This is a genomic window from Gordonia sp. LMA484 (assembly GCF_058129505.1).
Genome location: NZ_CM176700.1, coordinates 4,472,692 through 4,492,639, shown reverse-complemented (window position 1 = coordinate 4,492,639; position 19,948 = coordinate 4,472,692). Strand labels below are relative to the sequence as shown.

General features: G+C 66.1%; 18 protein-coding genes. 10 read left to right on the top strand and 8 right to left on the bottom strand.

Going from position 1 to position 19,948, the window contains the following annotated elements; translation table 11 throughout:
- Window positions 1-41: 41 nt before the first annotated feature.
- From AC4AMJ_RS19915 to AC4AMJ_RS19905, 3 genes are read right to left on the bottom strand one after another with little or no spacing between them, the layout of a single operon-like run.
- On the bottom strand, window positions 42-950 hold the full coding sequence (locus tag AC4AMJ_RS19915) for an AAA family ATPase (RefSeq protein ID WP_489918474.1): 909 nt from the start codon (window positions 948-950) through the stop codon (window positions 42-44).
- Between the two features lie 44 nt (window positions 951-994).
- Window positions 995-1,849: a mycofactocin-coupled SDR family oxidoreductase gene (locus tag AC4AMJ_RS19910; protein WP_489914218.1), complete on the bottom strand. Its 855-nt coding sequence runs from the start codon at window positions 1,847-1,849 to the stop codon at window positions 995-997.
- A gap of 41 nt (window positions 1,850-1,890) precedes the next feature.
- Window positions 1,891-2,718 carry a mycofactocin-coupled SDR family oxidoreductase gene (locus AC4AMJ_RS19905; RefSeq protein WP_489899413.1) on the bottom strand — a complete coding sequence of 276 codons (828 nt, stop codon included), beginning with the start codon at window positions 2,716-2,718 and terminating at the stop codon, window positions 1,891-1,893.
- Window positions 2,719-2,845: 127 nt separating this feature from the next.
- On the opposite strand from AC4AMJ_RS19905, the gene AC4AMJ_RS19900 reads away from it, so the two are divergent.
- Together AC4AMJ_RS19900 and AC4AMJ_RS19895 are read left to right on the top strand one after the other, a co-directional pair.
- Window positions 2,846-3,490 (top strand): acyl-CoA-like ligand-binding transcription factor, encoded by a 645-nt coding sequence (locus AC4AMJ_RS19900; RefSeq protein ID WP_489899414.1) that lies wholly within the window; start codon window positions 2,846-2,848, stop codon window positions 3,488-3,490.
- 84 nt (window positions 3,491-3,574) lie between these two features.
- Window positions 3,575-4,639: an alpha/beta hydrolase gene (locus AC4AMJ_RS19895; RefSeq protein WP_489918473.1), complete on the top strand. Its 1,065-nt coding sequence runs from the start codon at window positions 3,575-3,577 to the stop codon at window positions 4,637-4,639.
- A 113-nt stretch (window positions 4,640-4,752) separates the two neighbouring features.
- On the opposite strand, the gene kstR is transcribed toward AC4AMJ_RS19895, so the two are convergent.
- Window positions 4,753-5,415: a cholesterol catabolism transcriptional regulator KstR gene (gene kstR, locus AC4AMJ_RS19890; protein ID WP_489899415.1), complete on the bottom strand. Its 663-nt coding sequence runs from the start codon at window positions 5,413-5,415 to the stop codon at window positions 4,753-4,755.
- A gap of 134 nt (window positions 5,416-5,549) precedes the next feature.
- On the opposite strand from kstR, the gene AC4AMJ_RS19885 reads away from it, so the two are divergent.
- From AC4AMJ_RS19885 to AC4AMJ_RS19855, 7 genes are all read left to right on the top strand, one after another.
- Complete coding sequence (locus AC4AMJ_RS19885) at window positions 5,550-7,733, top strand: acyl-CoA dehydrogenase family protein (protein ID WP_489914216.1); 2,184 nt, start codon at window positions 5,550-5,552, stop codon at window positions 7,731-7,733.
- 118 nt (window positions 7,734-7,851) lie between these two features.
- Complete coding sequence (locus AC4AMJ_RS19880) at window positions 7,852-8,964, top strand: acyl-CoA dehydrogenase family protein (RefSeq protein WP_489914214.1); 1,113 nt, start codon at window positions 7,852-7,854, stop codon at window positions 8,962-8,964.
- A complete protein-coding gene (locus tag AC4AMJ_RS19875; protein WP_489914212.1) occupies window positions 8,954-10,117 on the top strand; it encodes an acyl-CoA dehydrogenase family protein in 1,164 nt (387 codons plus the stop codon). The genes AC4AMJ_RS19880 and AC4AMJ_RS19875 overlap by 11 nt, the downstream gene beginning before the upstream one ends.
- A gap of 325 nt (window positions 10,118-10,442) precedes the next feature.
- The gene (locus AC4AMJ_RS19870; RefSeq protein WP_489914210.1) at window positions 10,443-11,447 is read left to right on the top strand and encodes a bifunctional MaoC family dehydratase N-terminal/OB-fold nucleic acid binding domain-containing protein; all 1,005 of its coding nucleotides are present in this window, start codon (window positions 10,443-10,445) and stop codon (window positions 11,445-11,447) included.
- Complete coding sequence (locus AC4AMJ_RS19865) at window positions 11,444-11,857, top strand: MaoC family dehydratase (protein ID WP_489914208.1); 414 nt, start codon at window positions 11,444-11,446, stop codon at window positions 11,855-11,857. Before AC4AMJ_RS19870 ends, AC4AMJ_RS19865 begins: the two co-directional genes overlap by 4 nt.
- Entirely contained in the window at window positions 11,857-13,035 is a 1,179-nt protein-coding gene (locus tag AC4AMJ_RS19860) for a lipid-transfer protein (RefSeq protein ID WP_489914206.1), read from the top strand. The genes AC4AMJ_RS19865 and AC4AMJ_RS19860 overlap by 1 nt, the downstream gene beginning before the upstream one ends.
- Window positions 13,036-13,060: 25 nt before the next feature.
- On the top strand, window positions 13,061-14,704 hold the full coding sequence (locus AC4AMJ_RS19855) for an AMP-binding protein (RefSeq protein ID WP_489914204.1): 1,644 nt from the start codon (window positions 13,061-13,063) through the stop codon (window positions 14,702-14,704).
- Window positions 14,705-15,200: 496 nt separating this feature from the next.
- Here the strand turns inward: AC4AMJ_RS19855 and AC4AMJ_RS19850 are convergent, their stop codons facing one another.
- Entirely contained in the window at window positions 15,201-16,466 is a 1,266-nt protein-coding gene (locus AC4AMJ_RS19850; protein ID WP_489899424.1) for an SLC13 family permease, read from the bottom strand.
- Window positions 16,467-16,483: 17 nt separating this feature from the next.
- Window positions 16,484-18,094, bottom strand: coding sequence for an MFS transporter (locus AC4AMJ_RS19845; RefSeq protein ID WP_489918472.1), 1,611 nt, complete (start codon window positions 18,092-18,094; stop codon window positions 16,484-16,486).
- Window positions 18,095-18,338: 244 nt separating this feature from the next.
- Between AC4AMJ_RS19845 and AC4AMJ_RS19840 the strand changes: the two genes are divergently transcribed.
- Window positions 18,339-18,479, top strand: a complete 141-nt coding sequence (locus AC4AMJ_RS19840; RefSeq protein ID WP_489899425.1) for a hypothetical protein — start codon at window positions 18,339-18,341, stop codon at window positions 18,477-18,479.
- Between the two features lie 90 nt (window positions 18,480-18,569).
- Here AC4AMJ_RS19840 and AC4AMJ_RS19835 read toward each other — a convergent pair whose 3' ends face one another.
- Both AC4AMJ_RS19835 and AC4AMJ_RS19830 read right to left on the bottom strand, forming a co-directional pair.
- Window positions 18,570-19,001 (bottom strand): DUF6918 family protein, encoded by a 432-nt coding sequence (locus AC4AMJ_RS19835; protein WP_489899426.1) that lies wholly within the window; start codon window positions 18,999-19,001, stop codon window positions 18,570-18,572.
- A gap of 141 nt (window positions 19,002-19,142) precedes the next feature.
- Window positions 19,143-19,928 (bottom strand): SDR family oxidoreductase, encoded by a 786-nt coding sequence (locus AC4AMJ_RS19830; protein ID WP_489914202.1) that lies wholly within the window; start codon window positions 19,926-19,928, stop codon window positions 19,143-19,145.
- Window positions 19,929-19,948 lie beyond the last annotated feature (20 nt).

The window sequence follows — 19,948 nt, the reverse complement described above, 5'->3', positions numbered from 1 at the left end:
GATGACGGCTTCGTCAGCGGTGAATCCGCCTCGACGGCTCTTCAACCGGGCGCAGCGGCCGCCGGTCTGAGGAAGAAGTGGTCCTGCCAGATCTCGGTGAGGATACCCTCGGCGGTGGTGAAGGCGGTGTCGTCCAGATGGATCCGCCCCGACAGCGACACCTGCATCGCGTCGAGGAATGCCGACGTGTAGCCGTCCGGCAGATCGCGTGGGGGATCGACACTGTCACCGTCCGGGATCGGCACGCCACGCATCGCGCACAGCTGGGCGGCGACCATGGCGAGGTCGATGGCTCCGCGGACGCTGCTGCCTTGTCGAATGTCCTCACGGACTCGTGTCACCCGGGTGACGGCCACCGCGTCGGCAACAACCCGGGGCGCGACTGGGGCGGACCTTCGAGAGACGATCTCGCGTTCGGCATCCGCCTCCTGATAGTCGACGACGAGCCGACACATCCGGTCATGCACGGAGGTCGACAATCGGGTCGTGCCGACATTGTCGTAGGGGTTCATCGACGCGACGACCCGGAAGGTGGGCCGCGCCGTCACGGAGCCGACGCGAGGGACGGTGATGATCCGCTCGGCCATCGCGGTCAGCAAGGTGTCGATGGTGTCCTCGGGCGCACGGTTGAACTCTTCGACGTAGAGGAAGCCCCCGGCGCGCATCGCCTCCAGGAGTGGGCCGTCGACGAAGTTGTCGGCACTGTAATCCTCACGCAGCACCCGTGACGGATTGTGGTGGCCGACGAGCCGGCTCGGTGTCAGATCCGCATTTCCCTCCACGAGCACGAGGGGGATGCCCCACTCGGTGGTGATCGCCCGCAGCAGTGTGCTTTTCGATGTGCCGGGTGGACCCTCGAGGACCAGGTCGCGACCCGCCGCAACCGTTGCGAGCACCAGATCGAGTTCGCGCTCTCGGCCGACGACCTGCGCCGCGATCCGTGCTCGGATCGCGGCGAGGTCATCGGTGTCGTCGAGCGTCGATGGGTTGACGTTCACATCACCGGTTCCTGGTTGACGCCGGTGAGCAGCATGTGTCCGGCATCGACCGGGATGGTCACCCCGGTGACGGTGGCCGCGAGTTCCGAGTTCAGGTACAGCGCGGTGTTCGCGATGACCTCCGGAGGCATGAAACTGGTGCCCTTGAGTGCGTGGAAACCGTATCCGCCGGCGACGAGATCGTCTGGGGTACCGCCCTCGTGCCCGGCAAACATGTCCCAGGCCGCCTGCTGGTTGGTCATCGGTGTCAGGATCGCACCGGGATTGATGGAGTTACAGCGGATTCCATGCGGGGCCAATTCGAGAGCGATGTTCTTCATCAGTCCGATCACGCCATGCTTCGTCGCGACATAGTGTGCGTAGTTCATTCCCGGCTCGAGACCGTTCACCGACGACGTGATCACGATGGATCCGGTCTGCCTCTCGATCATGTGCGGAGCCACCGCCTTGGCGGACTTCCAGACCCCGGTCAGGTTGACATCCAACATGTCCTGCCACATGTCATCGGTCATCTCCCAGAACGGGGCGCGAGTCCAGATGCCGGCATTGGCGATGAGGATGTCGATCTTGCCGAACTCCGCGATGCCGGCGGCGACCGCCGCATCGAGTTGCGACTGATCGCGGACGTCGGCATCGAAGGACACCGCACGGCGGTCGAGTTCCTCGACCTGACGTACTGTTTCGGCCATGTCCTCGGCGGTGGCGAGAGGATAGTTGGCCGACTCGATCTGCTTGGTGATGTCGAGAAGGATGACGTCGGCACCTTCGCGCGCCGACGTCACGGCGTGTGCGCGTCCCTGCCCTCGTGCGCCGCCGGTGATGAGTGCGGTCTTGCCGTCCAATAAGCCCATGGTGACTCCTTTGTCATCGGATTCGGTTGCGTGAAAGTGATCTACAGACGTCCGCCGGCGTCGACGACGTGCGTCGTGCCGGTGACGTAGCGCCCGTCGTCGGAGACGAGATAGAGGATGGCGTTGGAGATGTCGATCGGCTCGACCATCGGGACGGGTAGCCGATTCATCTCGCGCGCAGCCTCTTCGAAATCCGCACGGGTCGGGTGTTCGAGGTCGGGTCGGAACAGCTGGTAGGTGGCGTCGTTGAGGATCATGTCGGTCGCCACCGTCGTCGGATGCACGGTGTTGACCCGAATGTTCTGCGGCCCCAATTCCTTGGCGAGCACCCGCATCAGGCCGATCAGTCCGTGTTTGGCTGCCGAGTAATGGGCGATGTTCTCGTTGACCGTGATCGCCGCCAGTGAGCTGGTGAGAACGACCGCACCACCACGGCCGCCGGCGACGATGTGGGGCACCGCGGCCCGGACCGTCTTCCACACGCCGGTCAGATTGATCTCGATCATGGTGTCCCACATCTGTTCGTCCATCTCGAGGGTGGGAGCCATCGTGCTGATTCCGGCGTTGGCGAGGACGATGTCGAGGCGCCCGAGTGCGGCAACGCCGTCGGCCGCGGCCTTTGTCAGCCCGGACAGATCCCTTACGTCGACCTCGGAAGCGATGATCCGCCGATCGAGCGCCTCGACCTCCTTGACGGTCTGTTCCAGGTCACCGGGGCGTGCGGTGGCGTAGGGAACGGTGTCGATCTGCTCGCTGACGTCGACTGCGATGATGTCGGCGCCTTCCTGTGCGAGCCGGATCGCGTGACTTCGTCCCTGCCCGCGGGCCGCTCCGGTGATGAAGGCGACCTTGCCATCCAACTTGCCCATCTGAAGTAACTCCTCTTCACCCCGACCGTGTGATCCACGTCTCAGCGCCACGATATGTCACACGGTGTCAAAACGCGGTGAAATCGCAAATCCCGTGGTGGCCGGGCAGTGATGCGACCATGATGCGATGGGAACCGAGACCACGCGCTCCGGAGTCGGCAAGTCGTCTGTCGATGCAGGTGTGGACCGTGGCGGTCGTCCGGCAAGTACCAGCGCACACGAACTCGCGGCCGCGGCGCAACGATTGTTCCTCCGTGACGGGTTCGACGAGACCAGTGTCGAGCAGATCGCGGCCGCGGTGGGGGTGAGCCGGCGTACCTTTTTCCGGTACTTCGCCACCAAGGCCGACGTGGTGTGGGTGGAGTCGGATGCCGAACTCGCCGAGTTCCGCAAGGCTCTGGAGTCGTCACCGCAGGCGGCCGAACCGGCGGATGTGGTTGCGCAGGCGTTCATCTCGGCGATCGACCACGGTCGGCCCGAAGCCGAATGGGCGCGTCAGCGCGCGGAACTGATCCTGAACACCCCGGCGGTGCAGGCGCATGCGAACGCCGTCTATCGACAGTGGCGTGCGGTCATTGCCGATTTCGTCGCGCGCCGCACCGGAGATCACCCCGACGGGCAGTATCCACTGGCCGTCGCGTTTGCCGTGCTCGCGGCGTCGTCGGCCGGTCACGAGCGTTGGCTCGCCCATCCGGACGCCGATCTGGCCGACTGTCTTCGCCCGATGTTCGCGATGATGATGCCGCGACGACCGCACGTCACAAACACCTAACAAGGTGTTCCTCGGCTTGGGCTTGGGTGGTGGCCACAGCTAGCATTTGTGACAGATGTGACAAATGTGACTGAAGGGGACTTGATGGTGGGCGCACGTTCGGGTCGACGGTGGCGTGCGTGGGTCGGTGCGGTGACGGCTACCGCGGTCGCGCTGACACTCGGCGCGGCGGCCGCGTCGGCGGCCCCGACACCCGACCCCGCGGTGTCCCGGATCGACACGATCATCCATGACAACAAACAGCAGGTCACCGCGATCGTCTATTCGGCGGCGATGCGAAAGATGATCCCGATCACCGTGCTCCTGCCCCGTGACAACACCAAGCCGCGTCCCACGTTCTACCTGCTCAACGGCGCCGGTGGCGGTGAGGACTCCGCGACGTGGGCGGCCAAGACCGACTATGTCAAGTTCTTCGCGGACAAGAATGTCTACGTGGTGACCCCGATCGGGGGTGCGTTCTCGTACTACACGGATTGGCGCCGCGACGACCCCGTCCTCGGCCGCAACAAATGGCAGACCTTCCTCACCAAGGAACTGCCCCCACTGATCGACAAGGAGTTCAACACAACGAAGGTCAACGCGATTGCGGGGATCTCGATGGCAGGGACGTCGGTGCTCAATCTGGCGATCGCCGCACCGCACCTGTATCGCTCCGTCGCCGCCTACAGCGGGTGTGCACGGACCAGTGATCAGTTGGGCCAAGCCTACATTCGGATGGTCGTCGCCGATCGCGGACAGGGCAACCTCGACAATATGTGGGGTCCGGTCGGCGGGCCGGGCTGGCGCGAGAACGATCCGTTCATCAACGCCGCCAAGCTACGCAGCACCAAGGTGTACATGACCAGCGGAACAGGATTGCCGGGACCGTATGACCAGATGAATGCGCGGTTGGTGCAGGGAAATCCGTTGACGCTCGCGAATCAGGTGGTGCTCGGCGGCATCATCGAAGCCGCGGTCAATCAGTGCACGCAGGACATGGCCGCCCGCCTTCGTGGCCTGCGCGTCCCGATGAAGTTGATTGCGCGCCCGACCGGTACGCATTCCTGGGAGTACTGGGAGTCCGACCTGCGTCGCACCTGGCCGATGATCTCCGCCGACCTCAACCCGAAGCCGGCGAAGGCCAAGAGCCCGGCGCCGGTTGGGCATTGATGTAGCGGGATCTCGATACGTCCTCGCCTGGCGGCTCGGACTACTCGATCAGCGGGGCCGTAGGTGATGAGCGGCAGCGAAGATCGGTATCGAGACCTCGCACGCCAGGTGACCTAGCTGATCCGGTCCTTGAGCAGCAGTCGGACGGTCAGCTCGAGACGGTTGGTCACGTCGGTCGCCGAGGCGCGGCGGGTCAGCCACTGCACCAGATTCGACATCCACACATCGGAGATGACACGCGCGATCGCGAGGTCCTCTTCGCCGGGCTCGCCTTCGTCGACCATCGCTCCGGCCAGCAGTCGGTCGATGATGCCGGCCACCTGATCGACCTCGGCGGTCGCCGACGCGTCGGCGAACATGAACGCCCGCGTCATGGCCTCGGTGAGCAGCGGGTCACGTTGCATGGCGTAGGTGATCATGTCGAGCACGTGGCGTAGCCGTTCGATGGCGTTGTCGCCGCGCAGCTGAGAGCGGTCGACGCGCGATTCGACGCGCTCGAATTCGCGCGCCAGTGCGGTCACGAGCAGGTGCACCTTCGACGGGAAATAGCGGTAGAGCGTGCCGACGGCCACATCGGCCTTGTCGGCCACGGTCCGCATCTGGACGGCGTCGTAACCGCCCTTGGAGGCCAGGGCAAGCGTGGCGTCGAGAATGCGGCGACGGCGCTCGCGCTGAGCGGCCGAGCCGGTCTCGGTTCCTCCCGACGACGCGCCGGTCGTCGGGGCGGACGGCGCCGCCGATTCGACGGACGCGTTGGCCGGTGCAGATCGTGCCATGGGCTCGCAGACATCCTCACGTGATTCGGACCCTGATGGGACCTGGTGCCGGGTGCCTACCGGTCGGCAACCACCCATGGCATATTAGAACAGGTTCTAATTGCCCGTCACAACCTGATAGACAGAGGATTCACGTGACAATCGCCACGTCAACCGAACAGATCGCAGTCCGTGACGCGATCGCAACCTGGGCGCGCGGCGTCCACACCACTGAACTCGTTCGTCAGGATATCGACAAACCGGCGGATCAGTGGGTCGGACTGCTCGGCCAACTGGCCGAGTTCGGTCTTTTCGCGGGTGCGCTCGCCGAGGAGCACGGAGGATTCGGCGCCACGTTCACCGACGTCGCGGTGATGGTCGAACAATGCGGCGTCAGCCTCGTTCCGGGGCCGATCGGTCCGATGATCGCGGCTGCTCTCGAGCTCTCGCGGTGCACCGACGACCGTGCCGCAGACCTTCTCGCGCGCGTGGTGGCGGGTGAGCTGTCGGTCACCACGCCGACGCGCGCGTATTCCGGTGACGAGTCGATGGCCTTACGTGATGGTGAGGTCGATCTGGGAACGGTGTCCGGCATCGTCGATGGCGACGCGCTGCTGGTGCCGATGAGTGTCGGCGGGGCCGACGTGGCCTGGTGGATCATCCCGCCCGGCGTGGGGACTCGCGACGTGGTGCCGCAGGGCGCGATCAGCGGCACCGAATCGGTCTCGCGGGTTCGCCTGAGGGGCGTCGATCCCGCCGAGATCATCGAGATCGCGGATGCGGATCTGGTCGCCGGCGTGCTGACGGCGACGCTCGCGGCCTACCAGAGTGGGGTGGCCCGCTGGTGTCTGGACACCGCGGTGGACTACGCCAAGGTGCGCACCCAGTTCGGTTCGCCGATCGGATCGTTCCAGGCCATCAAACACATCTGCGCCGATATGCTCTGCCGCAGTGAGGAGATCACCGCGGTGGCATGGGACGTCGCGCGGGCCGTGGATGCGGTGCTCGGCGATGACGGTGACGGGCGTGCCCGCGATCAGCTGCGCCTGAGTCGCCTCGCCGCCGATGCGGTGGTCGCCGAGGATGCCGTGGCCAATGCCAAGGACTGCGTGCAGGTACTCGGCGGCATCGGCTTCACCTTCGAGCACGACGCGCACCTCTACCTGCGTGCCGCGGCGACTGCCCGCGCCGCGCTGGGGCAGGGTGTCCGCCCTCGACGTGAGCTGGCGCGCCTCGGGCTCGACGGTGCCCGGCGCGAGTTCGAGATCGATCTGTCCGCGGTCGAGGATCGCCGCGAGGAGGTGCGCGACGCCGTCGCAGCGTTCGCGTCGACGGACCCGGACGAGCGGCGTGCGGTGATGGCCGAGACCGGTTACCTGATGCCGCACTGGCCGCGGCCCTACGGCCTCGATGCCGAACCGGCGTTGCAGCTGCTCATCGACACCGAGTTCGATCGCGCCGACATCGTGCGGCCCGACCTGGTGATCGGCGCGTGGGCGATCCCGACCATTCTGGAGCACGGAACCGACTCTCAACGGCAGCGATTCGTCGGTCCGACGTTGACCGGCGACATCGTCTGGTGCCAGCTGTTCAGCGAACCCGAAGCCGGCTCCGACCTCGCCGCGCTGCGGACAAAAGCCACCCGCGCCGACGGCGGCTGGCGCCTGCAAGGACAGAAGATCTGGACGTCGCAGGCGCACAACGCCGGCTGGGGGGTCTGCCTGGCCCGCACCGACCCCGAGGCGCCCAAACACAAGGGCATCACCTACTTCATCGTCGACATGAGTGCACCGGGCATCGACATCCGCCCGCTGCGGGAACTCACCGGTCGCGCGAACTTCAACGAGGTGTTCCTCGACGACGTCTTCGTCCCCGACGACTGCGTGGTCGGCGAGGTCAACGCGGGATGGCGGCTGGCGCGCACCACACTGGCCAACGAACGCGTCGCCATGGGTGGCTCGGGGCTGGGCAAGGAGATGGAGGCGCTGCTGCGTCAGATCGGTGGCATGGACCGTTCGCTGGGACCCGGTGAACTCGGCGACCTCGGAGCGCTCTTCGCACAGGCGCATGTCGGGCGGGTCGTCGATGCCCGGATGGTGACCCAACGGCTGGCGGGCCACGACCCGGGCGCGCTGTCGAGTGTGCGAAAGCTGATCGGCGTCCAGCATCGGCAGGCGGTGCCGGAATTCGCCCTGGATCTCCTCGGTGTCGACGGTGTCGCCGCGAGCGACGCGTCGGATGGCTTCCTGCAGAATCGCTGCCTCTCCATTGCCGGTGGAACCACCCAGATCCTGCGTACCGCCGCGGCGGAACGGATTCTCGGATTGCCCCGGGGATGAGCGGCCCGTTGGGGCCGCGAACGGTGTGAACGGGCAGTTGAGGGCCCATAGCGCCCACGTGGGCCACCCCATCTGATACAACTAGAACAGGTTCTAATTGTGGCAAGGAGGCAGTGGGGTGGACTTTGCCCTCGATGACACGGCGCTGGCGGTTCGGGACGCCGCTGCGGAGGTTTTCGCCCGGCATCAACCGGACTGGGAATCCAAGTTCGGTCAACGCGGTTTCGGGACCGCCGGTCCGGGTGCTTTCGATGAGATTCTCTGGCGGTCGATCAACGACGCGGGTCTGATGTCGCTGCCCCTGCCCGCCGATCTCGGTGGGGACGACGTGACAGTGGTCGACCTGCTGCCGCTGCTGCGGCGGATGGGTGAGTCAGCGGCGGTCACACCGGCGCTCGGGACTCTGGCGTCGGCGGTGCTCCTCCACGGAGCAGATGCGCACGCCCGCGCGAAGTGGGCCGGCACTCTCACCGGCGGCGCGTGGCATGCGGTCGCCGTCGGCGAACAGGGTGACGCCCTGACCGGCACACCCCGTACGACGATCCGAGACGGCCGACTCACCGGCACCAAGACCGGAGTCCTGCACGCCGAGGGGGCCGCGGCCCTGCTGGTGACCACCGACAGCGGCGTCGCGATCCTGGCGCCCGGTGCCGATGGCGTCTCCCTCACGCGGACCCCGTCGTCGAGCGGCTGGGGTGAATACACGGTGCGCTTCGACGGCGTCGCGGTCGAGGACGACGACGTCCTCACCGGGGATGGAGCTGCGCTGCGGGACCTCTACCGGCTCGCGATGTCGGCCTATGCCGACGGGCTGGTCGCCGGTGCCACCCGACTGACCGCCGACCACGTCACCCAGCGTGAGCAGTTCGGCAAACCGATCGCACTGTTCCAGGCGGTCGGGCAGCAACTCGCCGACATCTATGTCATTGCGCGATCGATGAATCTGGTGACCACCGCAGCGGCCTGGCGGATGACCGAAGGACTTGACGCCACACAGGATCTCGGTATCGCAAGCTACTGGCTGGCGGCGGAGATCCCGGCGACCCTGCGGACGATGACCCACCTGCACGGCGGCATCGGCGTCGATGTCACCTACCCCCTCCACCGGTACTTCTCCATCGCCAAGGATCTGGCGCGGCTGATCGGCGGCTCTGACGCCAGGCTCGACGAGGTCGCCGACGACTCGGACGCGCGGCTCGACCCGAAAGTGCAGGCAGCAGATGTTCATTGATCTCACCGACGAACAACGTGCGTTGCGTGCTGAGCTACGAGACTATTTCGCCAACCTCGTCACCGCCGACGACGCCGAGGTGATGCTCACCGAACGACACGGTGACACCTATCGCAAGGTGATCCGGCAGATGGGCAAGGATGGCTGGCTCGGGGTGGGCTGGCCGAAAGAGTATGGCGGCAAGGGTTTCGGTGAGATCGAACAGCAGATCTTCACCAACGAGGCGGTTCGGGCCGACGTGCCGCTGCCGGCCGTCACTCTGCAGACCGTCGGGCCGACCCTGCAGGAACACGGGACCGAGGAACTCAAACGGAAGTTCCTCCCCGACATCCTCGCCGGTGAGGTGCACTTCGCGATCGGCTACACCGAGCCGGGCGCCGGCACCGACCTCGCGTCGTTGACGACCACCGCGGTGCGCGACGGTGACCACTACGTGGTCAACGGGCAGAAGATCTTCACCACCGGCGCCCACGACGCCGACTACATCTGGCTCGCGGTGCGCACCGACAAGGATGCGCCCAAACACAAGGGCATCTCGATCCTCATCGTCGACACGAAGGATCCGGGATTCAGCTGGACCCCGATCATCACCGCCGACGGCGCGCATCACGTGAATGCGACGTACTACAACGACGTTCGTGTCCCGGTGTCGATGCGTGTCGGGGACGAGGGTGGTGGTTGGCGGCTGATCACCACACAGCTCAATCACGAGCGCGTCATGCTCGGTCCGGCCGGGCGAATCGACGGACTCGCCGCGCGCATCCGTGCCTGGGCGCAGCAACCCGGCGCCGACGGGACGGTGATCGCCAAGCATCCCGACGTGCGGCGCGCACTGGCCGAGATCGAGGCGTACGCCCGTATCAACGAACTACTCAACTGGCAGGTCGCATCGACCGGTGAGGCCATCTCGATGGCCGATGCAGCTGCCACCAAGGTGTTCGCCACCGAGCGGCTGCAGCACATCTGCCGACTGATCAATGAGATCGTCGGTCGTTACGGCGATTTCACCGATCCCGAGACGGCCGCATTGGTGGAATGGCTTGATGTTCAACAGAAGCGCCACGTGGTGATCACGTTCGGTGGAGGGGTGAACGAAGTGATGCGCGACATGATCGCCACGGCCGGACTCGGATTGCCGAGGGCCAAGCGATGATGCCCCGGGCGTGGGGTCTCGATACGCCTCCTCGCTGTCGCGAGCACTCCCTCCGCTGGTCGAGTAGCCCCGAGCCGCTAGGCGAGGGGCGTATCGAGACCTCGCGAGCCGCCGGGTCTCGATACGCTTCCTCGCTGTCGCTCGTCAGCTACTCGACCAGCGGTGGGGTTGCGTTTCGCGTGCCGGCCGAGGGGCGTATCGAGACCTCGCGAGCCGGCGGGTCTCGATACGCTTCCTCGCTGTCGCTCGTCAGCTACTCGACCAACGGTGGGGTTGCGTTTCGCGCGCCGGCCGAGCGACCTATCGAGACCACCAGGGAGATCGCATGAGCACCCCCACCGACATCCGTGCCGCCGCCGACGCGATCAAGGCCGACGGCCCGAGCGCACCGAGGAAGGGTCGCGATCCGATCAACCAACCGATGATCCACAACTGGGTCGAGGCGATGGGCGACGAGAACCCCATCTACACAGACGAATCCGCCGCCCGTGCGGCGGGCCATCCCGGAATCGTCGCGCCCCCGGCCATGGCGCAGGTGTGGACGATGCGCGGCCTGAACCGACCACGCACGGACGATGATCCGCTCGGCCGCGCCACCGAACTGTTCGACGACGCCGGCTACACCTCGGTTGTCGCGACCAACTGCGACACCGTGTATCACCGCTATACCCGGCCAGGCGAACAGGTCTGTATCTCTTCGGAACTCGTCGGTGTAGTCGGCCCCAAGAACACCGCACTGGGCGAGGGCTGGTTCTTCACCACCCGCAACACGTGGACGGTCGACGAGGAAGTCGTCGCCGAGATGGACTTCCGCATCCTGAAGTTCCGTCCACCGACAAAAGGGCCGGAGCAGCAGGCGGATACGTCGGCCGTGCCCGACGACCTCGACCCGACGCGAATGCTCAAACCGAGCGCTTCGCGAGATACCGCGTTCTTCTGGGACGGAATCGCCGCCCACGAACTGCGAATCCAGCAGGTCGAGGACGGGACACTTCGACATCCGCCGATCCCGGCGACCTGGAAACCCAGGCAGGCCGACGGGAGCGTGCCCGAGACCGACTACGTCGTGTCGACGGGGCGGGGGACGGTGTACAGCCACGTCGTCCACCACGCACCCAAGGTGCCCGGGCGGCAATTGCCGTTCGTCGTCGCTCTCGTCGAACTCGACGAAGGGGTCCGAATGCTAGGCGAACTCCGCGGTATCGATCCCGCCGACGTCCGCATCGGACTCCCGGTCGAGGTGACCTTCCTCGACTTCCCGGCCGACTCGGGCTCGGACGCCTGGACTCTGTACGCTTTCACGGCTGTCGACTCATCGGGGGAGAAGTGACCAGTCTTGCACCGCAACCGGTTCGGGTTGCCGACACCCTGCCGCCGCTGACCATCGACGCCGGCCCCACCTTCGTGGTGGCGACCGCGCTGGCCACCCGCGACTTCCAGGATGTGCATCACGACCGGGACCTGGCCCAGGCGAAGGGTTCCAAGGACATCTTCGTCAACATCCTCACCGACACCGGGCTGGTGGAGCGGTTCGTCACCGACTGGGCGGGGCCGTCCGCGCGTATCCGCTCGATCAACCTGAAGCTCGGTGTGCCGTGGTATGCCTACGACTCGGTCACGTTCACCGGTGAGGTCACCGACATCACCGACGGGGTGGTCACCGTCTCGGTGACCGGCACCAACTCATTGGGCAAACATGTGATCTCCACGGTCACCCTGACCATCGGCGGAGGTGAATGATGGCGACTCTGTCCGGGAAGGCCGCGATCGCCGGCATCGGCGCCACCGAGTTCTCCAAGGACTCCGGCCGCAGCGAGCTCCGGCTGGCCGCCGAGGCCGTATCCGCGGCCGTTGCCGACGCCGGCCTGACACCGGCCGACGTCGACGGCCTGGTCACCTTCACGATGGACACGAATGCGGAGATCGCGGTCGCCCGTGCCGTGGGCATCAAGGAGATGACGTATTTCTCCCGCATCCACTATGGCGGCGGCGCCGCGTGCGCGACCGTGCAGCAGGCGGCGATGGCCGTGGCGACCGGCGTCGCCGACGTCGTCGTCGCGTATCGGGCGTTCAACGAGAGGTCCGGGCTGCGCTTCGGGCAGGTCAACAGCGCCGTCGCGAACCAGGAGAACTCCTCGGGCACCGACAACGCCTTCTCCTACCCCCATGGCCTGTCCACCCCGGCTGCGTTCGTCGCGATGGTCGCGCAACGCTACATGCACGAATACGGTGCAACCAGTGAGGATTTCGGCCGGGTCGCGGTGGTCGATCGCAAACACGCGGCGGTGAACCCGAACGCGTTCTTCCATGGCAAGCCGATCACCCTGGAGGATCACCAGTCCTCGCGCTACATCGCCGAGCCGTTGCACCTGCTCGACTGCTGTCAGGAATCCGATGGTGGTGTGGCCATCGTCGTGGTGTCCGCCGAACGTGCCCACGACCTCGTCCATCGACCCGCGGTCATCTCGGCGGCGGCTGCCGGCAGCGCCGACGACCAGTTCATCATGTCCAGCTATTACCGTGACGACCTGGCCGGACTGCCCGAGATGGGCCTCGTCGGGCGGCAGTTGTGGCAGCAGTCGGGCCTCGGACCCTCCGACATGGACCTGGCGATCCTGTATGACCACTTCACGCCGTACACGCTGATGCAGCTCGAGGAACTCGGGTTCTGCGGTCGCGGGGAGGCCAAGGATTTCGTTCGTCGCCCAGGCGCATTGGAGGTCGGTGGTGAATTGCCGCTCAACACCCATGGGGGACAGCTCGGCGAGGCATACATCCACGGGATGAACGGTATCGCCGAGGCGGTTCGGCAGTTGCGTGGCGACTCGGTCAACCAGGTCGAGGGCGCCGAGAAAGTTGTGGTGACCGCGGGTACGGGGGTTCCGACCAGCGGCCTGGTTCTCACACATTCCAGCTAACTAGGTGCGCTCACAAGGAGAAGAGATGAAGTTCAATCTGGCCGACGTGTTCGAGACGGTCGCCGACTCGGTGCCCGAGCGCATCGCATTGAGCTACGAGGGCAGGCAGATCAGCTACGCCGAGCTCGACGGACTCGCCAACCAGGTCGCACACATGCTGTCCGACAACGGGATCGGCGCGTTCGACAACGTCTCGCTGTTCTTGAAGAACAGTGTCGAACACGTCACGAGCCTGCTGGGACTGTTGAAAGTGCGTGCGGTACCGGTCAACATCAACTACCGCTACACCAATCCCGAGCTGCACTACATCTTCGACAATTCGGATTCGCGGGCGATCATCGTCGAACTGCCGGACCATCAACGCAGCGTCGCCACGCTCCTGCCCGAGTTGCACACCGTACGTGCGGTGTTCGTGATCGGTGAGGTCGTCGACGAATTGGCCGTCGCGGCCGCGAACCTCTCGGACGGACGCGCGGTCGAGATCGTGTCGTTCGCCGACGCCTACGCCAAGCCCACCGAGCGGGATTTCGAGCCACGCACCGGCGAAGAACTGTATCTGCTGTATACCGGAGGCACCACCGGATACCCGAAGGGGGTCATGTGGCAGCACGACGACTTCTTCCGCAAACCGCTCTCGGGTGGCAACCCGTACGGCGAGGCGCGCAAGGATCTCGGTGAGATCGCAACCGCGGTCAAGGATTTCCCGTCCATCGCCTTCCTCCTCGCCGCGCCGCTGATGCATGGGGCGGCGTCGTATTCGCTGTTCACGTTCTTCACGCTCGGCGGACGGCTGGTGATCCAGCGGGACTTCAAGCCGGCTGCGATCGTGTCCGAGGTCGAGAAAGAACAGGTGCAGATCATCCTGATCGTCGGCGACGCCATGGGCATGCCGTTGGTCGAGGAGTTCGAACGTTGCGCAGGCGAGGTCGACCTGTCGTCGTTGTTCTCGGTCACCTCGGGCGGGGCGATCTGGTCGCAGCATGTCCGCGACCGATTCCTCGGCGTCAAACCCGATCTGGTGCTGCGTGACAACTTCGGGGCTTCGGAGTCGGGCAACGACGGCGAGATCATGATGGATGAGAACGGCAACCTCCGGGTGCCGCCCACGGACAAGATGATGGTCGTCGACGAGCGGCTCAACAAGATCGAGCCGGGCTCCGGCGACGTCGGCTACATCGCGCGGATCGGCAATGTGCCGCTGGGCTACTACAAGGATGAGGCGAAGACCGCCAAGACCTTCCCGACCCTGCCGGACGGTACCCGCATCTCGATCCTCGGTGATATGGGCACGGTGGAGGCCGATGGCACCATCGTGTTCCTCGGGCGGGGGTCGCAGTGCATCAACACCGGCGGTGAGAAGGTCTACGCCGAAGAGGTCGAGGCTGTCCTGCACGCGCACCCGGCCATCGCCGACGCGCTCGTCGTGCCGGTCCCGGACCCGAAGTACGGTCAGCGGGTGGCCGCGGTCGTCGCCGTCGCCGAGAACGCGATCGAACCGAGCATCGACGAGATCCAGGCTCACTGTCGAGAGTCGTTGGCCGGGTACAAGGTGCCGCGCACCGTGGTGTTCGTCGACGAGGTGAAGCGCACACCCGCGGGCAAGGCCGACTACAAGTGGGCCAAGAGCGCGGCCGCCGAGGCGGGCGAAACGGCGGGTGCCGCTTCCTGAGGAGGGTTCGAGCCCTCTGGGTTCGCCACCCGCTCTGTGAAGAGGATTCGAGCCTGCCGGTCTTACCACATGCTCTGTGAAGAGGATTCGAGCCTGCCGGTCTTACCACCTGCTCTGTGAAGAGGATTCGAGCCTGCCGGTCTTACCACCTGCTCTGTGAAGAGGATTCGAGCCTGCCGGTCTTACCACCTGCTCTGTGAAGAGGATTCGAGCCTGCCGGTCTTAGCATCCGCTCCCTGAGGAGCCCCGGAGCGCTAGCGGAGGGGCGTCACGAAGGGGCGCCCTTCGTGACGCATCGCTCGTTCCTCGCGAGGCTCCTCAGGGATCGGGTGGTGGCGGAGCGTGTGACGGGTTCAGCTCGCTCGACCAGGGATCGGGTGGTGGCGGAGCGTGTGACGGGTTCAGCTCGCTCGGCCAGGGATCGGGTGGTGGCGTAGCGTGTGACGGGTTCAGCTGGCTCCTCAGGGATCGGGTGGTGAGACAAGCTCTTCGGGCCTCACACCGACCGCACAAGCCACAACGAAACCACCGCAGCGATCAACGTCGGCGGCACCGACAGTGCGCCGAGGGTCAGGAACCGCCTCGACGGTGGTGGGGCGGTGGCATGGCGCCGCATCACATCGCGCCACAACAGCGTCGCCAACGACCCGAAGTATGCGAGGTTCGGACCGATGTTGACGCCGAGCAGCATTGCGAGCACGAGGCCCGGCTGATGTGCGACCAGGGGTAGCAGCAGGAGTGTGGCCGGCAGGTTGTTCAGCACGTTGGCGAGCGCCGCGGCGAGTGCGGCAACCGCCAGCAGGGCGAGCAGGCCTGTGCTGGACGGGATCAGGTGGGCAACGGCGTCACCGAGGGGGCCTTCGCGAACTGGCAGGATCACCACGCCGAGGGCGGCGACGAACGCGAGAAACGGAATATTCGCGGCACGGACGGCGCGGACGGTCCCCGCGACCGGGTCGGTGGCGAGCAGCGGAAGGGTCATCGCCACCGCCCCGACGGCGGCGATTACGACGAGGGGCACACCCAGGGGTTCGGCGACAAGGAATCCGATCAGCAGCAGCCCCAGGCACGTCAGCGTCCAGCGCGGAGGCGAGGGGTCCGCGGCATGATCGTCGGTGCTGTGCTGTTTCGCCGGTTCGGCCAACTCTGTCGCGAAGAACAGACGGAACACCATGTACTCCACCATGATCGCCACGATCCACGGCAAGGCCATCGTCCCGGTGAACCCGAGGAACGTGAGGCCGGTGGCGGAGAATGCGATCAGATTGGTCAGATTCGACACCGGCATGAGGGTCGACGCGCTGTTGGCCATGTGGGCGCACGCGTAACCGATCGGCGCGACGCGGGCCCCGATCCGTCGGGCGGTGTCGACCGCCAGTGGAGTCAGCAGCACGATGGTGGCATCGAGGCTGAGGATCGCGGTCACCACCGCGGCGACGGTGAAGACGATGCGCAGCAAGCGGGTCGGCGATTCGCGACTCCACCGTGACACCAGCGCACCGACCCAGGCGAACACCCCGGTCCGCCCGCACACATCCGCCACTACGAGCATGGCCGCAAGAAACCCGATCGTCGGCGCCATGAAGTCGAGTTCGTCTCGGGCACTGGACCATTGGGTCAGTCCGAGAGCGAGCACCAAGGCCGCGGCGGGCACCGCGACCAGCGCGGGCGAGCGGCCTCGGGCCACCATGGTGAACACCACGACAGCCGCCAGCAGCAGGATCGACACCACCGCGCCCACCACGCTGTCGGAGGAGATCACCGCCGAACCAGCAGTGTTCAACCGCCCGACCGGCTGTCGACGACGTCATCGGGTGTCTCATCGAGTCCGTCGCCGTCCTCGCCGTCCTCGGCGGTGTCCGCGGGCTCCTCGACCATCCGCAACGGTGCCAACCAGAACAGCAATACCGAACCCGCGATGACGACGCTGCCGAGCACGATATACGCCTGGCTCAAGGGCCCCATGAAGGCTTCGCGTGCACCGTCGAGGATGCGGTCGGCCAGCGGGCCGGCCTGGCCGGCGAGACGATCGGCCACGGCGCTCGCCTCCGCAAGGGACCGGCGCACGGTCTCCGACGCGATGTCGGCCTGAGCGATCAGCGCCTGCCCGCCGGCGGCATCGCCCGCGGCTATGCGCTGCTGACCCGCCTCGACCATCTGCTCGCGGGTCGAGTCGGCCACCGGGCCGATCCGCGACGACCAGCCGGCGGCGACGATACTGCCGGCCAGCGCGATGCCGATGGCGGCGCCGACCTCGCGTGCGGTGTCGTTGATCGCCGACCCGATGCCCTGGTTGTCCAGCGGGGTGTTGGTCATTATGGCCGTCGTCGACGGCGCATTGGACAGCCCGATGCCCGTCGCGAAGACGCCGAGTATCCACGCGAGCGACCAATAGCTGTCGTAGTCGAGGGCGCCCATGAGCAGGATGCCGACACCGGCGAGCAGCACGCCGCCACCGATGAAGTACTTCACCGCGTGGAATCGGACGGCCAGCCAGTTACCGACGAGCGAGAAGACGCCGACTCCCACCACGAACGGCAGGAGCGCGAGAGCCGATTCCAGCGGCGAGTATCCGAACACCAACTGGAGCTGCTGCAACAGCAGATAGAACAACCCGAATGACCCCAGGAACTGCATCGCCACCGACAGCGAACCGGATCCGAAGGCGCGGTTGCGGAACAGACGGATGTCGAGCAGCGGCGAGGCGCGGCGGAGCTCGATGACGCAGAACACCCCGACCAGCACGACACCGCCGATCAGGCACGACAGGACGAGGGCGTCATCCCATCCGCGATGGGGCGCCTCGAGAAGGGCGAAGACGATGCCGGTGACCGCGACGATCGACGACATGGTGCCCAGAAAGTCGAAGGGGCCGGGGTTGCGGTCCCGAGAGGTGCCGATGGTGAAGCAGAAAGCGATCGAGACGACCGACGATGCGGCGAAGGTGATGAAGATCGAATGCCACGAGAAGAACTCGAGGAGGACGCCGGTCACCAGAAAGCCGGCGATGGCGCCGCCGCCGGCGACGGCCGCCCAGATGCTGACGGCCATCGCCCGCCGGGCCTCCGGCACGCCCGAGGTGATCAACGACAGGGTCGTGGGCATGATCAGCGCGGCCCCGGCGCCCGCGAGCGCTCGCGTCGCGATCAGTTCGGTGGGATTGGTGACCCAGATTGCGAGCAGCGACGCGATGCCGAACACGATCAGCCCGACGATCAGCACACCACGACGACCGAATCGATCCCCGATCGCGCCGGCCGGGAGCAGGAGCGCAGCCAGGGCAAGGGTGTAGCCGTCGACGATCCAGGTCATCTGCCCGGCGTCGGCGCCGATGTCGATCGCGATGTCCGGCAGCGCGGTGTTCAGCGCGGCCATCGCGGCGACCACCATGCTCACGGCCGCGCAGGCGATGGTGATCAGCCACGCCGACCGGAGAGCCTCTCGCGAAAGCGTCACGTTCCTTGCCACCCCTCACCAGATCCCCACCACAGGTGTTGCCTTTTCGTAATCGAGACACGCGGTGTCGGTGCCTTCAACCTGAGAGCAACATGTGACACATTTATCACTGCAGTAACAAGGGGAATCGCTATCCACCCGGATCAATGTCGATCCGGACAACCGAAAGCGGGAGATCATGGCCTCACCCCAGGTCGCCTCTTCACAAGGTACCGACATCTCACCGGCGCGCGTGCACGTATGGCGTGTGCTGTCGATGCTGGCCGCGCTGGTCGCGGTCGTCGTCGGCTTGCTCCTCATCGTGACATCCGCAGCCTGACCACAGCATCCGCCCCCTCAGACGCGGACGCGCCCATCGCTCGGCCCCAACGGGCCGATCGATGAGCGCATCGCACGATCTCGGAAGTGACTAGGCGGCGTGCTTCTCGATCGCGGCTCCCACTCGGGGCAGCGCCGCGATCACATAGCTCTTGGCCTTGCCGCGCAGGGAGTTGTAGGCCTTGGCCAGGGCCGGCTTCGCGGTCGCCGCGTGATCGTCAGTCACCGTCAGCAGGGCTTCGGCCGCGGAGTCGCCGTTGGCCACCAGGTGATCGGCAAAGGAGACGCCGGCCGGCTTGGAATCCCACAGCGGCTGCAGCGCGGTCAGGAATTCCGGCAGCATCAGGTTCGTCGCCGACGACACCACGCCGGGCTTCACCTTCTGGGCCGCCGCATACGCCGCCTTCACCGCGGCGCCACCCAGTCCCTTCTGATCCGACACCTCGGCGTCGATCACGGTGACCAGATCAGCGACGACGGCGTCGCGGTCGGTGCCGAGCAGGGACTGCAGCGAATCACTCATAGACGTCTCCTCATGTGAAGCCGGGGCGGGGCCGCCCGGGTACGGGCGGCCCCAATTGTCCGGGTCGAGATTACTGCCCTGCCCCGGCCTGCGGGGGACGCTCACCGGGCTGTGGTGCACGCCACGTCGGGGTGGAGAACGTCAGTACTTCTCCGACTGTCCGCCGTCGATCGGGATGACGGTCGCGTTGATGAACGACGCGTCGTCGGACAGGAGGAATGCGACCAGGTTGCCGACCTCGTCGGGCCGCCCGAAGCGCTTCATCGGGTTGACGCTCACGAACTCGCGTCCCACCTCTTCCCAGTTGTCCGGATCGATCTGCTTGAGTGAGCCTTCGACCATCGGCGTCATGATGGCGCCGGGGGCGATCGCCTTCACCGAGACGCCGTACTGGCCGTACTCGATGCCCGAGTTGCGGGTCAGACCCACCACACCGTGCTTGGCGGCGGCATAGCCGGACTGGTTGCCGACCCCGCGGATGCCGCCCACCGAGGCGGTGTTGACGACGCTGCCCGAGCCCTGCTTCTTCATCACCGCGAGCACATGCTTGAGGCCGAGGAACACACCCCGCAGGTTGATCGAGACGACCTTGTCGAACTCGGCAGTTCCGAAATCCTCGGTCAGGTCCTGCTTGCCCTCGATGCCGGCATTGTTGAAGAACCCATCGATCCGGCCGAAGGTCTCGACGGTCTGGGCGACGTAGCCTGCAACGGCGTCCTCGTCGGATACATCGGCCACGATCTGGATCACTTTCGCGTCCGACGACACGTCGGCGACCTTCGCCGCGGTGTCGGCGAGACCTCCGCTGCTCACATCGACCAGCGCGAGGGACGCGCCCTCGGCGGCGACCTGCACGGCGGCGGCGCGGCCGAGTCCGGATCCGGCGCCGGTGATCAATACAACCTTGTCGGCGAACCGAGCTGTCATCTGAACCAACCTTCTTTCCT

Bases quoted from the DNA above. Each gene is read 5' to 3' on its own strand.
- AC4AMJ_RS19905 (WP_489899413.1), bottom strand. From the start codon at position 2,718: ATGGGCAAGTTGGATGGCAAGGTCGCCTTCATCACCGGAGCGGCCCGC.
- AC4AMJ_RS19830 (WP_489914202.1), bottom strand. From the start codon at position 19,928: ATGACAGCTCGGTTCGCCGACAAGGTTGTATTGATCACCGGCGCCGGA.
- AC4AMJ_RS19870 (WP_489914210.1), top strand. From the start codon at position 10,443: ATGAGCACCCCCACCGACATCCGTGCCGCCGCCGACGCGATCAAGGCC.
- AC4AMJ_RS19840 (WP_489899425.1), top strand. From the start codon at position 18,339: ATGGCCTCACCCCAGGTCGCCTCTTCACAAGGTACCGACATCTCACCG.
- AC4AMJ_RS19895 (WP_489918473.1), top strand. From the start codon at position 3,575: ATGGTGGGCGCACGTTCGGGTCGACGGTGGCGTGCGTGGGTCGGTGCG.
- AC4AMJ_RS19835 (WP_489899426.1), bottom strand. From the start codon at position 19,001: ATGAGTGATTCGCTGCAGTCCCTGCTCGGCACCGACCGCGACGCCGTC.
- AC4AMJ_RS19845 (WP_489918472.1), bottom strand. From the start codon at position 18,094: ATGGTGGTCGCCGCGATGGCCGCGCTGAACACCGCGCTGCCGGACATC.
- kstR (WP_489899415.1), bottom strand. From the start codon at position 5,415: ATGGCACGATCTGCACCGGCCAACGCGTCCGTCGAATCGGCGGCGCCG.
- AC4AMJ_RS19910 (WP_489914218.1), bottom strand. From the start codon at position 1,849: ATGGGCTTATTGGACGGCAAGACCGCACTCATCACCGGCGGCGCACGA.
- AC4AMJ_RS19900 (WP_489899414.1), top strand. From the start codon at position 2,846: ATGGGAACCGAGACCACGCGCTCCGGAGTCGGCAAGTCGTCTGTCGAT.
- AC4AMJ_RS19855 (WP_489914204.1), top strand. From the start codon at position 13,061: ATGAAGTTCAATCTGGCCGACGTGTTCGAGACGGTCGCCGACTCGGTG.
- AC4AMJ_RS19860 (WP_489914206.1), top strand. From the start codon at position 11,857: ATGGCGACTCTGTCCGGGAAGGCCGCGATCGCCGGCATCGGCGCCACC.
- AC4AMJ_RS19875 (WP_489914212.1), top strand. From the start codon at position 8,954: ATGTTCATTGATCTCACCGACGAACAACGTGCGTTGCGTGCTGAGCTA.